Here is a 12,307-nt window from a genome sequence, read left to right on the forward strand (position 1 = left end):
GCTCATTCCTCCGTCCCCAGGATGTCACAGAGCGCCTCGACGACCTCGTCGGCGTGTGCCCTCGTCATCGTCAGCGGCGGGAGCAGCCGGACGACCGTTCTCCCCGCCGGGAGCGCCAGAATCTGGTGCTCGATGGCGAGGTCGCGGAGCACTTTGTTCGCCTTGCGCCCGACCTCGATACCGACGAGCAGGCCGGAGTTACGGATGTCACGCACCGGCAGGTCCGCGGCGTCGAGTTCGGAGACGAGGTAGTCGCCCACGTCCTGGGCGTTGCCCGGCAGGTCCTCGTCCACGATGACGTCGAGGGTCGCCGAGGCGGCCGCAGAGACGACCGGGCCGCCGGAGAACGTCGAGCCGTGCGGGCCCGCGTCCTCGGCGATCCAGTCGGCACACAGCGTCGCGCCCAGGGGCAAGCCATTTGCAAGCCCCTTCGCGCTCGTCACGATGTCCGGGGTGACGCCCGCGGCCTCGCAGGCCCAGAAGCTTCCAGTCCTGCCGAGGCCGGTCTGGACCTCGTCGAAGACCAGGGCTGCGCCGTGGGCTTCGGTGGCCTCGCGGGCCGCCTCGAGGAACTCCGTCGTGCTGGGATTGACGCCACCCTCGCCCTGCACGGGCTCGAGGATGACGGCCGCGGTGTCGTCGTCCACGGCCTCGGCGAGTTCTTCCGAATCGCCGTAGCTCACGAACTCCACGTCGGAAAGGAGTGGCTCGAACGGCTTGCGGTACTTCGGTTTCCAGGTGGCCGAGAGCGCGCCCATGGTGCGGCCGTGGAAGCCGCGCTTGGTGGCGACGATTTTGGTGCTTTCGGTCGCACTGCGAGCGAACTTGAGAGCTGCCTCGTTGGCCTCGGTCCCCGAGTTACAGAGCCAGACGTTGCTGACGCCCTCGGGGGCGAGCGCCCCCAGTTTCTCGTAGAGGTCGTCGCGCGAACTCGTCGGGTACGACCCCTGGACGAAGGTGAGGTCTGCGACCTGTTCTTGCACAGCCCCGACCACGTCCGGGTGGGAGTGGCCGGCGGGCGTGCAGGCGTAGCTCGCGCCCATGTCCAGGTACTCGGTGCCGTCGTCGGCGTAGAGGAACACGTCCTCGCCGCGTTCGATACTGATGGGTTTGCGTGAGAAGACGAAGTCGTTGGACATCTACTGGGTCACCTCCTGCTCGTCGTCGGCTGTGTCGGCGTCGGCCAGTCCGAGGGCGCTCGGCAGAATCGTCGTGCCGTCGCCCGCGAGCGCGGACTGGATGGGCTCGTCGTTGTTCGCGGTTGCGACGACGACAGAGGTCGCCCCCGTCTCGAGGGCTTCCTTCGTCGCCATCACCTTCTTCGTCATGAAGCCTTCCGCGGCGGCTTCGAGCGCGTCCCAGTCCTCGGCCGTCTCGACCACGTCGATGCGCGTGGATTCGTCCTCGGGGTCGGCGTAGACGCCGGAGACGTCGGTGAGGACCACGAGGTCCGCACCGAGTGCACCCGCGACGTGGGCCGCGGCGCGGTCCGCGTCGGCATTGACTGCTGTGAGGGTCCCGTCACGCTCCTCGCCGAGCATCGGGACGGTCACGACCGGGGTGTAGCCGCCCGACAGCAAGGTGTCGAGGAGGTCGGTGTTCACGGACTCCAGTTTCCCGGAGTGGTCCCCGCGCTTGATCTTCTTCTTCCCGTCTTCGAGGACGCGAACCGCGGACTTGCGCTTGCCTTTCAACAGGCCACCGTCGACCCCGGAGAGGCCGACCGCGTTCACGCCCTGGTTCTGGAGCCCCTCGACCAGCTGCGTGTTGAGCTTGCCCGGCATGACCATCTGGAACACCTCCATGGTCTCTTCGTCGGTGAACCGGCCGACGACGCCGCCGGGGGTCTCGACGTAGGTGGGCTCCTTGCCGAGGGCTTCGAGCGTCTCGTCGACCGCGGTCGAGCCGCCGTGGACGACCACGACCTGCTCGCCCGCCGCGACGAGGTCTTTCACGTCGGCGAGTGCGCCCTCCGGGTTGACGGCGCGGGCACCGCCGATTTTGACTACGACTGCCATTTACGGACTCCCCACGGGGTGCAGTCCCGTGAACTCCAGTCCGGCCGTCTCCTCGAATCCCAGCGCGACGTTCGCGCCGTGGATGGCCTGCCCGGCCGAGCCTTTCATCATGTTGTCGATGGCCGAGAACACGACGATGCGCTTGTTTTTTGCATCTAGTTCGAAGCCCACGTCGCCGTAGTTCGTGCCGGCGACGGCCTTGGGTTCGGGGTAGCGATACGAGCCGGACCCGCCCGCGACGAGGCGCATGAAGGGTTCGTCCTCGTAGGCCCCGCGGTAGGCGGTCCAGAGGTCGCGTTTCGACACCGGCCCGTCGGGGAAGACGTGGCAGGTCGCGCTCGCGCCGCGGACCATGTCCACGGCGTGGCAGGTGAACGAGACCGAGAGTCCGAGCCACTGCTCGATTTCGGCTTCGTGGCGGTGGCCCGTCGGCGCGTAGGGACGGACGACGCCCGAGCGCTCGGCGTGGCTGGAGGCCTCGCCGCCGCCCGCGCCGCCCTCGCTACTGCCGACTTTCACGTCCACGACGACGTGTGCGCCGTCGAGGACACCGGCGTCGGCGAGCGGTTTCAGCCCGAGGATGGTGGCCGTCGCGTTACACCCACCGGAGGCGATGATGTCCGCCCCGGGCAGGTTCTCGCGGTTCACTTCGGGCAGTGCGTATTCTGCCTTTTCGAGTTTCTCCGGACAACTGTGCCCGTCGTACCAGTCGTCGTACTGTCCCTCGGTGGCGAGACGGAAGTCCGCCGAGAGGTCGACGACCGTGTCGGCCGCGTCCTCGAACGCGTCGATGTGCTCCATCGTGACGCCGTGGGGCGTCGCCGCGAACAGCACGTCGACCGATTCGAGGTCGTCAGGTTCGGTGAAACGGAGTTCCGAGCCGCGGAAATTCGGGTGAATGCTCCCGATGGATTTGCCAGAGTACTGGCGGCTCGTCGCCTGCGTCAGTTCGAAATTGGGGTGCCCGGCGAGCAGGCGAAGGAGTTCCCCGCCCGTGAAGCCGGAGCCGCCGACGACGCTGGCGGAGACGGTCTCACTGTCCTCGTCTGTGGCCGTCCTCACGCCCATCAGGCTGTCACCTCTGCCACGTCGTCTGTTCCCGCGTCGGTCTCGACGACCGATTCGAGCCAGTCGACGACCTTCGCGGGCACGTCGACCGCGCTCGCCTCGGTCAGCGACTTGAACTCGACCGTGTGGTTGACCTCGTGAACGGTGTATCCCTCCTCGGTCTCCATCAGGTCGATGCCGAGCAGGCCGCCCCCGACCGCTTCGGAGGCGCGCTTGACCAGCGCCGTCGCCTCGTCGTCGAGTTCGAACTCGGCGGTTTCAGCGCCCTTCGCCGCGTTCGTGAGCCAGTGCTCCGAGGAGCGCGCCATCGCCGCGACCGGCTCGCCGTCGGTGGCGAGCACGCGGATATCGCGGTCGGGCTTGGCGACGAACTCCTGGATGTAGAACACCTTGTGCTCGTAGTGCCCGAGCGTGGCCTTGTGCTCCAGGATGGCCTCGGCGGCCGAGCGCGAGTCGATCTTCGCCATCAGGCGCCCCCACGAGCCCACGACGGGCTTGAGGACGCAGGGGTAGCCGAACTCCTCGATGGCTTCGAGGGCCGCGTCCGTGGTGAACGCGACCTTCGTCTCGGGCGTGGGGATGCCCGCGCTGGCCAGCGCGAGGCTGTTCTGGGCCTTGTCGGCGCAGATTTCTGCGGTCTTCGCCGAGTTCACGACCGGGATGCCGTAGGCCTCGCAGAACTTCGTGATGTAGAGGCTGCGCGAGGTCGCCACACAGCGGTCGAGCACCACGTCCAGGCCCTCAAAGATGGCTGGCGGTTCGGTGAGGCCGAACTGCTGGGTCCGGACGTCGATCTTGACGACCTCGTGGCCACGCTCGCGCAGTTCCGAGAGGAGCAGCTTCTCGTCCCTGCGAATCCGGGAGTAGAGCAGTCCGACCTTCATCGGCTTATTCCCCCCAGTCCTCTTCGAGCTCGGGTGCCACGTCGAGTTCGACGGGGTCTGTGGCGAGAACCTCCAGTTCGGCACCGCAGGTCGTACAGTCGAGAATCTCTCCGGCTTCGATGTCGTCGTGCAGGGTCACGTCGGCCCCGCACTCGATGCATTCTGTCATCACCCGTCCATGGGCGATACACTATCTTAAAACTTCCGAACTTACCAATTATTTTGCACGACTTCTGATGGCTCTAATCGGGGAGAAAAGCGCTCTAAACCGGACATCCGAGATGGGGTGTCGGATTTAATTCATTTGTCCCGTCGTGGGACTGGTGGGAGAAGTCGTGGTCGTGGTGGTCGCGCGGTGGCGTGGCTGTACTCCTCAGACATAGTCGTTCACCTCTGCCATCAGGCCGGTGTGGGCGTCGTCGAGGGCCTCCTGTTTCGCCTCGAGTTCGTCGGTGTCCGCGGCGAGGGTCGCCTCGGCCTCCTCGAGTGCGGCTGCCACCGCATCGGGGGCCGGGCCGCCGGCCGAGTCGCGCATCGCCACGCTCTCGGTCGGGTCGAGTGCCGCCTCGACGGCCGATTTGTCGACGTAGCTGTCGAGCGACTCGCCGAGCACGTCCTTGGCCGCGGCGTCGAGCGCCGCGTAGTCCGCGCCGTTCTGGCCGGCCTTCGCGACGAGCTCGTGGGCGGTGCGGAAGGGGATGCCCTCCATCGCGAGCAGGTCGGCGATTCCAGTCGCCGTCGAGAAGTTCGAGCCGGCCGCGTCGGCCAGTTCGTCCTCGTTCCAGGTCGCGGTCGCGATGCCGCCGGCCGCCACACCCACAGCCTGGGTCACGGCGTCGACCGAGTCCCAGACGTGCGGGGTCGCGTTCTGCAGGTCGCGGTTGTACGCACGCGGCAGTCCCTTCAGGGTCGTCAGGATACCCGTGAGCCCACTGTTCGCCTCGCCCGCGACCGAGCGGACGAGTTCGAACGTGTCGGGGTTCTTCTTCTGGGGCATGATGGACGACGTGGACGAATAGTCGTCCGAGAGGTCCAGGTAGCCCTGGTTCGCGAAGATGACCACGTCTTCCGAGAGCCCCGACAGGGTCGTCGCGAGGTTCGCCATCGCCGACGCGACCTCCACGAGGAAGTCACGCGCCGAGGAGGCGTCCATCGAGTTCGTCAGGACGCCGTCGAACCCCAGCAGTTCGGCGGTACGGTCGCGGTCCACGTCGAAGGGTGTGCCGGCGAACGCCGCCGCCCCGAGCGGGTTCTGGTTCACGCGCTCGAAGGCGTCGAACAGGCGGGCCGCGTCACGTGAAAGGGCCTGCTCGTACGAGAGCAGGTAGTGCCCGACCGTCGTCGGCTGTGCGTGTTGCAGGTGCGTGAACCCGGGCATCACGGTGTCGGCGTGTGCCTCGGCACTCTCGACGAGCACGGCGCGCAGGTCACACACCGCCTCGATGGCCGCCAGCACGTCCTCGCGGAGGCGCAGGCGGATGCAGGTCGCGACCTCGTCGTTGCGCGAGCGGGCGGTGTGCATCTTGCCGCCCTCGGGGCCGACCTGCTCGATGACCGCGCTCTCGATGGCCTCGTGGACGTCCTCGCCGTCGGGGAGCGCCGCGTGCCCCTCGACCTCGACGACGTTCAGCGCCTGCAGGATGGTGCCTGCCGTCTCGTCGTCGACGATACCCTGCTCGGCCAGCATGACCACGTGGGCGCGGTCGACGGCCACGTCGGCCGCGAAGATGCGTTCGTCGTCCTCGAGCGAGGAGAGAAAACTGCGGGCAGGGCCGCCGCTGAAGCGGTCACCGCGGACAGCCGTCCCCTCGTCGCTCTCGAAATCCGTCATCTGTCTCAGTCGTCTGCCGGGAGTTCGACGTCGGGCTCTGCCTGCTTCGCCACGGAGTTGGCGAGGCGCGACTGGAAGCCGTGGTACTTCGCCACGCCCGTCGCGTCCTCCTGTTCGATGCCGTCGACCGTCTCGGTGTTGAACGAGGCCGCGGACTCGGAGTACACCGCGAAGTCGGATTCACGCGAGACGACACGGACCATCCCGCCCTGGAGCTTCACGGTCACGCTCCCGGTGACTTTGGTCTGGCTCTGGTCGATGTACGCGTTCAGCGACTGCATCAGGGGCGCGTCGACGAGGCCCTCGTAGGCCTTCTGGGCCCACTGCTGTTCGACCTGGGGCTTGAAGTCGCGTTCTTCTTTCGTGAACACGAGCTGTTCGAGGCCCTCGTGGGCGGTGAGGAGGACCGTCGCGGCCGGGTGCTCGTAGTTCTCGCGCACCTTCAGGCCGAGCATGCGGTCTTCCATCATGTCCGTACGGCCGACGCCGTACGCGCCCGCGAACTCGTTGAGGTACTCGATGAGTTCGACCGGTTCGTAGGATTCGCCGTCCACCGCCACGGGGTAGCCGTTCTCGAACGTGATGTCGATGGTGGTCGTCTCGCCCGTCGGGGCGTCGGTCCACTCGTAGATGTCCTCCGGCGGGATGTAGCTCGGGTCTTCGAGGTTCTTGCCCTCGACCGAACGGCTCCAGAGGTTCGTGTCGATGGACCAGTCGCCCTCGTTGCCGCCCTCGACGGGCAGGCCCTTCTCGTCGGCGTACTCCTTCTCCCACTTGCGGGTCAGCCCGAGTTCACGGACCGGCGCGATGACCTCCAGTGCGGAGTCACGCCAGACCGCCTCGAAACGCAGCTGGTCGTTGCCCTTGCCCGTGCAACCGTGGGCGATGCCGGTACAGCCCTGCTCTTCTGCGACGTCGAGAATCGCCTTCGCGATGACCGGACGGGCCATCGCCGTCCCCAGGGGGTAGCCCTGGTAGGTCGCGTTCGCCTTCACCGAGTCGAGGCAGAGTTCCGCGAACTCCGCTTTGGCGTCGACGACGTAGTGTTCGAGGCCGAGCGCCTCGGCGGTCTCCTCCGCCTCGGCGAACTCGGCGACTGGCTGGCCGACGTCGACCGTGACGCCGATGACCTCGTCGTACCCGTACTCCTCTTTGAGGAGCGGGACGCAGACTGTGGTGTCGAGACCGCCGGAGAACGCGAGTGCTACTTTCTGGTTCGATGCTGTCGTGGAGTCCGATGTGTGCTGTGTCATTCCGTGTCCGTTGAACTGGCGGACTGGCGTCCGCCGACCGAGTGTAGTTTGAAACTGTGCGCCGCGATGGTGAGAATGTAGTAGGCCCTAACGGGCCGGTCGTCGTCGCGGTCGTCGGACAGCAACACCGCTCGCGGACAAGGAAGGCGCGAGGTGACTGCGGTGTTGCTTCATCGTACTCAATGGTAGATTCACCTTGGTATTAAAACCTTGTGGGACAGCAAATGTTACACGTGTGTGAGTCTCACGCACGTTCTGGCTTTGGAACTGGTTTTATGTCCACCCCATCCCCACAATTTCGTATGTTCGACAACCGTGCCGACCTCGACGTGGAGTCACTGCTCGGTATCGTCCTCGTGGTCGTCTGGATCGCGCTGGAGATCGTCGGTGAACTCCTCGGTCTCTTCGGCTGGCTGCTCGGGCCGTTCAAACCGCTGCTCGGGCTGGCCATCATCGCCCTCATCGTGCTGTGGCTGACCGACCGGCTCTGAGCCGGACCGTCACGCTCTTTTCGCTCGCTGGCAGAATACGAGCGTGTACAGCGTCAACGTCCCGGTTCCAGGCACGGTCGCCCGCCTCGCAAGCGACCTCCATCCCTTCCTGCTGGAGTTCGAGCGCGTGCGCGAGGACTACACGCTCCTCGCCAAGCGCATCGGCGACCCCGAACACTTCTCCGTGCGCGAGCACGAGGTCCGACGGGCCCTGCGCGGCCAGCCGGCTTTCGAGGTGCAGGTGACGGGACTGGGCTGTTTCGAGCAGCCCACGAAAGGGACTGCCCCGGTCGTCTACTTCGAAGTCGAGAGTCCCGGCCTGCTGGACCTCCACGAGCGCCTCGTCGACGAGTTCGGGGCCATCGGCGGGCTGGAGGGCGAGGACTACGTCCCGCACGTCACCATCGCCCGGGACGCGCCGCAGTCGGCCGCAGACCGGTTGCTGGAGCAGGACATCGAGCCGGTGACGTGGACCGTGAACCAGCTGGAGATATTCGACTCGCGGTACCGGGAAGTGGCGGCGAGAATCAGTCTGCCTGCCTGACTCACGGGTTTTGATGGACCGGGTGGCGCGCGCTGACGAGCGTGCCGAATAGCGCGGTTCGAAGCGAAGCGAGAACCGCGATAGCGAACGGGGAGGAACGACCCGTGAGCCAGTGAGGCCGCGAGTCGAGGGCGTGCGAGGGACGACCGGAATGGAGCAAAGCGGAATGGAGGGAGTCGGCTGGAGAGGGTGTGGTCGGTGCTGTGCGGTCATAGACGCTAACGCGAGTGGTCTACTCGTCGCCACAAACACTGGTCGCCACAGACAACGTCAGTACCGTCTATCGATTCTCACGGCTGTGGCGGCGGCCCGTCGTACGCCTCCATATCCTGGTAGAAGTTCATCATCGCGAACTTCAGCTTCGCCGGTTTGATGTCGAGCATCTCGTCGCGCTCCTCGGCCGGGAAGGTGTCCCGGACACTGTACTTGCCCATCTCGCCCTTGCTCTTGGCAGTGTATCGCTCGTCCAGCAGTACCCGGACACCGAAGTCCTCCGGCGAGCGAATCACCCGCCCGAGCGCCTGCCGGGTCTTTCTGACCGTGGGTATCTCGACGGCGTACTTCCAGCCGGGGTCGGAGTCGGTGGGGCGACCGAACGCCTTTCCGTAGGCTTGCTGGACCGCCTCCGCCCGGTCGTCCAGATGCGGATAGGGAACCCCGAGGACGGCCACGGTCCGGGCGTCGTCGCCGTCGAAACTCACGCCCTCCGCGAGGGTGCCCCACAGCGAGGTGAGCAAGACGGCGTCCTCGTCGTTCGTGAAGTCCTGCCTGAGCTCTTCGGCGCTGACACCGGCCTTGTCCAGGTACACCGTCGAATCACCGTGTTTGCGCAGGTGAGCGGCGTAGCGCGCCGCCTCGGAGTAGTTCGGCGTGAACACCAGCGTGTTGCCGGGGGTGAACCGGACCACGTCGTGCAGGGTGTCGCCGACCTCCTGCTGGACCGCAGGGTCGTCCCGCGAACTGGCGAACAGGGCTGGCGTCGACACCGCGTAGGTCCGGCGTTTCTCCGGCGGGAACTGCAGGCCGTACGCCATGTTCACCGGGTTCGTCAGGCCGAGCACGTCCTCGGTGACGTGGAATGGGCGCAACGTCGCACTCATCAGTACCGTGGCGTGGACCTCCTCGAACAGTTCCTTCGTGACCTCCTGCGGGATGCAGGTGTACAGTTCCGCTCTTCCATAGACCTCGTCGGTCCCCTGGTCCCGGCGGACCGAGACCACCGGGTGCAGGCCCTCGTCGGTGCCCTCGCGCATCCACGCGCCGACGAAGGCAGCCGCTTGCAGGGTCTGGCACTCCTGGCGGGTGGTCGCCTCGCCGTTCTTGTACGCCTCCTCGTACTGGTCGTCGAGTTCCTTGCCGAGCATCACCGCGGCCTCCAGGTCGGCCTTGTAGTCCAGCCCATCGTACTGCTGCTGGAGGAACTCCATCGTCAGATCGTCTCTTCCCGATTCGTTCGCGACCGCCACGTCCTCCCAGTCGTCGCCGACCTGCTCGCGCTCGCCGAAGGAGAACGACTCCTCGTACACCTCGACCAGGGCGTCGCGGTATGCTCTGAGGACGGTCTCCGCCCGCTCCGAGCGCGCGTCCTCGCTGTCGTCGAGTTCCTCTAATGCCTGGTCCAGCGTCTGTTCGGTGAGGGTGCGGGTCGCGTGGTCCCGCGCCGCCCCCTCGACGTTGTGCGCCTCGTCGAACACCGTGATGACGTCCTCGGGGTCGCGCCCCAGCCACCGGAAGAACTGCTCGCGAATCATCGGGTCGAGGAGGTGGTGGTAGTTCGCCACCACGAGGTCGACGCCCTCCATGCTCTCTTTGAGCAACTCGTACCCGCACATCGTGCGCTGGTGGGCGTACTCGTACACGTCGTCAGGCGTGCGCACGTCGTCGAACAGCCACTGGAAGAACTCGTCGGTGTTCCCGGTCAGGTTGTTCCGGTAGTGGTCACAGATGTTCTTCTCCTCGCTGATGGATTCGGCGCGCTGGCTCACCGCGTCGAGCTCGTCCACGACGGCCTCGCGGGCCTCGACTGCTTTCTCCTCGCCCTCCTGGGCCGCCGAGAGGAGTTCGCGCTCGCGGTCGCGCAACTGGGCTGCCTCCATGCGCGCGTCGACCAGTTCGCGGGTGTTGTCCCGTAGCACCTGGCACTCCTCGTAGCCCACGTCGATGTGGCACATCGAGGCCTTGCCCTTGAACACGACCGCCCGGATGGGCTCGTGTCTGGTGATGGCCCGCGCTTCCTGGACGAACTGGCGCATCTGCTGGTGGACGTCGGTCGTGATGACGACCGTCTTCCCCGTCTCGCGTGCGTACTCCAGCGCCGGGACGAGCGCCGACAGCGTCTTGCCCGTCCCGCAGGCCCCCTCGAACAGCACGTCTTGCCCCCGTTCGAGCGAGGTGTGGATGCGGTCCATCGCCTCGCCCTGGTTGTCGTAGGGCTCGTCGTAGGGGAAAAAGCGCAGGTACGCGTTGACCTCGGACACACCGTGTGTTTGCCCGTTCTGGGTCAAAAGGGTTCGGCTGCCGCCGGTGACGACCCTGACCTTGATAGACTCGGGTGTAGCCATAAGGTAGCAAATGACATAGTTGTCCGTGTCATGCCGATTCCGGGATACGACCTCGACGACCTCGACGACGACCTGCGCGAGCGCATCGAGGAGAAACAGCTAGAGGAGATACTCAGCGAGGAGGACCGAAAGCGACTGGAAGACGGCGAGAGTCTGCTCGATATCCTCTCCGAGGAGGAGATAGAACGACTGCTGGCCGACGACGACTGACCCGGTCCCCGATTTTCGCCGCCGCTACACCAGTTCGAGCGCACCCTTCGGGTTCAGGAAGCCGGACCCGTAGTACGCCTTGTCGTACCCGTCGGGGACCGACGCCGACCGCTTCAGGATACTTTCGACCTGGTTCGCGTCGAGCGACGGGTCCTTGCTCTTCAGCAGGGCGACCGCGCCCGCGACCTGCGGGGCGGCCATGGAGGTGCCAGCGGCCCAGCCCCAGCTCTTGCTACTCCCGAGGTAGGTCCCGTCGTCGTCGAAGATGGGCTCCGAGATGGTGCTCAAGACGAGGTCGAGGTACCAGTTCGGATTGGTCGTCTCCAGGTCGGCGTCACCGCCGGGTGCCGCGAGTGCGACCGCGTTCGTCCCGTAGTTGGTGTAAAAGGCCGGCGAGTACGCGGGTTCCTCCACTCCCGTGTCTCCCCAGCCGAATCCGATTGGCCCGGTCGCCGCCACGGAGAGCGCCTGTGCGCCCTCGTTCGGGAGGCTGATGGCCGAGAAGCACTCGACGGACCCGTCGTCGTTCTCGACGCAGACGCGGCCGTCGTGCTGGAGGTCGGCCGTGTCGTTCCCGGCCGAGATGACGAGGAGCGTGCCCTGGCTGTTCGCCCACGTCATCACCCGGTTGAGTACCTTTCCGTAGAACTGTCCGAGACCCTGCCGGGGGACTGGGTACGCGCCGATGCTGAGGTTCGCCACGTCGCAGTCGATTTCCGCGGCGTAGGTGACGGCGGCGAGGATGTCGGCGAAACTCGCGAGAGAATCCGGCGAGAACACGCGACAGTCCACGAGTTCAGCAGCGGGTGCCATCCCGACGACGCCCTCTTCGTTCGTGTCGTCGGCCGCTGCGATACCTGCGACGTGGGTGCCGTGGTAGCCGCCGTAGGGGCCGCCAGCACCGTACCCGTCGCCGGTGAAGTCCTTCGAGAGGTCGGTGTTCACGTTGGCAGCGAGGTCGGGATGGCCCGCATCGACCCCGGAGTCGATGATGGCGATGCGTGCGCCCTCGCCCCGGCAGGACTCGTGAACCTCGGGGATATCCATCGCCTGCTTGTCCCACTGGAGGGGGTAGAACGGTTCGTCGGTGCTGCTCTCGTCCGACGTATCCAGATGGGACTGCACTGGCTCACTCAGCCGAAGCTCGATGTCGGGCGCGTACGTCCCGAGCTTCCTTACGTCACGCTCGCTCCCTTCGACGACCGCGAGGCCGACCGTGGAGAGGTCGTGGACGACGTTTACGCCGTCGAGTCCGGCGTTCGGTTTCAGGTCGACGACGTACCGCGACGCCGATTCGCGTGCTGTGACCGTGCCGCCCGCGGCGATGCCGCCGAGTACTGTGCCACTGACCGTCAGAAATTCCCGCCGATTGAAACGAGTCATCGACTCCGACCGAAGGATGGACACCACTAAGCTAATTGCCCGTTCAACGGTGATAACCGTTCGC

The 12,307-nt window shown here is 66.1% G+C and carries 12 protein-coding genes; 3 read left to right on the top strand and 9 right to left on the bottom strand.

Annotated elements, in window-relative coordinates; translation table 11 throughout:
* Positions 1 to 2 precede the first annotated feature (2 nt).
* From ACSC1R_RS05360 to ACSC1R_RS05390, 7 genes are all read right to left on the bottom strand, one after another.
* Positions 3 to 1,139, bottom strand: a complete 1,137-nt coding sequence (locus tag ACSC1R_RS05360; protein WP_439028046.1) for an aspartate aminotransferase family protein — start codon at positions 1,137 to 1,139, stop codon at positions 3 to 5.
* Positions 1,140 to 2,018, bottom strand: a complete 879-nt coding sequence (locus ACSC1R_RS05365) for an acetylglutamate/acetylaminoadipate kinase (RefSeq protein ID WP_439028047.1) — start codon at positions 2,016 to 2,018, stop codon at positions 1,140 to 1,142.
* Positions 2,019 to 3,086, bottom strand: a complete 1,068-nt coding sequence (gene argC / locus ACSC1R_RS05370) for an N-acetyl-gamma-glutamyl-phosphate reductase (protein WP_439028048.1) — start codon at positions 3,084 to 3,086, stop codon at positions 2,019 to 2,021. It abuts the gene before it with no gap.
* A complete protein-coding gene (gene lysX, locus ACSC1R_RS05375) occupies positions 3,086 to 3,970 on the bottom strand; it encodes a lysine biosynthesis protein LysX (protein ID WP_439028049.1) in 885 nt (294 codons plus the stop codon). Before lysX ends, argC begins: the two co-directional genes overlap by 1 nt.
* 4 nt (positions 3,971 to 3,974) lie before the next feature.
* On the bottom strand, positions 3,975 to 4,139 hold the full coding sequence (gene lysW, locus ACSC1R_RS05380) for a lysine biosynthesis protein LysW (RefSeq protein ID WP_439028050.1): 165 nt from the start codon (positions 4,137 to 4,139) through the stop codon (positions 3,975 to 3,977).
* 204 nt (positions 4,140 to 4,343) lie between these two features.
* Entirely contained in the window at positions 4,344 to 5,801 is a 1,458-nt protein-coding gene (gene argH / locus ACSC1R_RS05385) for an argininosuccinate lyase (protein WP_439028051.1), read from the bottom strand.
* A gap of 5 nt (positions 5,802 to 5,806) precedes the next feature.
* The gene (locus tag ACSC1R_RS05390) at positions 5,807 to 7,054 is read right to left on the bottom strand and encodes an argininosuccinate synthase (RefSeq protein WP_439028052.1); all 1,248 of its coding nucleotides are present in this window, start codon (positions 7,052 to 7,054) and stop codon (positions 5,807 to 5,809) included.
* Between the two features lie 302 nt (positions 7,055 to 7,356).
* On the opposite strand from ACSC1R_RS05390, the gene ACSC1R_RS05395 reads away from it, so the two are divergent.
* On the top strand, positions 7,357 to 7,545 hold the full coding sequence (locus tag ACSC1R_RS05395) for a DUF7554 family protein (protein ID WP_439028053.1): 189 nt from the start codon (positions 7,357 to 7,359) through the stop codon (positions 7,543 to 7,545).
* A gap of 43 nt (positions 7,546 to 7,588) precedes the next feature.
* Entirely contained in the window at positions 7,589 to 8,089 is a 501-nt protein-coding gene (locus tag ACSC1R_RS05400) for a 2'-5' RNA ligase family protein (protein WP_439028054.1), read from the top strand.
* 290 nt (positions 8,090 to 8,379) lie between these two features.
* Here the strand turns inward: ACSC1R_RS05400 and ACSC1R_RS05405 are convergent, their stop codons facing one another.
* Positions 8,380 to 10,566, bottom strand: a complete 2,187-nt coding sequence (locus ACSC1R_RS05405; RefSeq protein ID WP_439028055.1) for an ATP-dependent DNA helicase — start codon at positions 10,564 to 10,566, stop codon at positions 8,380 to 8,382.
* A 114-nt stretch (positions 10,567 to 10,680) separates the two neighbouring features.
* Here ACSC1R_RS05405 and ACSC1R_RS05410 point away from each other — a divergent pair, with 114 nt between their 5' ends.
* Positions 10,681 to 10,860, top strand: coding sequence for a hypothetical protein (locus tag ACSC1R_RS05410; RefSeq protein ID WP_439028056.1), 180 nt, complete (start codon positions 10,681 to 10,683; stop codon positions 10,858 to 10,860).
* 24 nt (positions 10,861 to 10,884) lie between these two features.
* Here the strand turns inward: ACSC1R_RS05410 and ACSC1R_RS05415 are convergent, their stop codons facing one another.
* Complete coding sequence (locus ACSC1R_RS05415; protein WP_439028057.1) at positions 10,885 to 12,267, bottom strand: S8 family peptidase; 1,383 nt, start codon at positions 12,265 to 12,267, stop codon at positions 10,885 to 10,887.
* Positions 12,268 to 12,307: the final 40 nt, after the last annotated feature.

Source organism: Haloarchaeobius ordinarius (assembly GCF_051801355.1).
Taxonomy (GTDB): Archaea; Halobacteriota; Halobacteria; order Halobacteriales; family Natrialbaceae; genus Haloarchaeobius.

Coding starts and splice junctions, on each gene's coding strand:
- ACSC1R_RS05360 (WP_439028046.1), bottom strand. CDS start 1,139: ATGTCCAACGACTTCGTCTTCTCACGCAAACCCATCAGTATCGAACGC.
- ACSC1R_RS05395 (WP_439028053.1), top strand. CDS start 7,357: ATGTTCGACAACCGTGCCGACCTCGACGTGGAGTCACTGCTCGGTATC.
- argC (WP_439028048.1), bottom strand. CDS start 3,086: ATGGGCGTGAGGACGGCCACAGACGAGGACAGTGAGACCGTCTCCGCC.
- lysX (WP_439028049.1), bottom strand. CDS start 3,970: ATGAAGGTCGGACTGCTCTACTCCCGGATTCGCAGGGACGAGAAGCTG.
- lysW (WP_439028050.1), bottom strand. CDS start 4,139: ATGACAGAATGCATCGAGTGCGGGGCCGACGTGACCCTGCACGACGAC.
- ACSC1R_RS05390 (WP_439028052.1), bottom strand. CDS start 7,054: ATGACACAGCACACATCGGACTCCACGACAGCATCGAACCAGAAAGTA.
- ACSC1R_RS05365 (WP_439028047.1), bottom strand. CDS start 2,018: ATGGCAGTCGTAGTCAAAATCGGCGGTGCCCGCGCCGTCAACCCGGAG.
- argH (WP_439028051.1), bottom strand. CDS start 5,801: ATGACGGATTTCGAGAGCGACGAGGGGACGGCTGTCCGCGGTGACCGC.
- ACSC1R_RS05410 (WP_439028056.1), top strand. CDS start 10,681: ATGCCGATTCCGGGATACGACCTCGACGACCTCGACGACGACCTGCGC.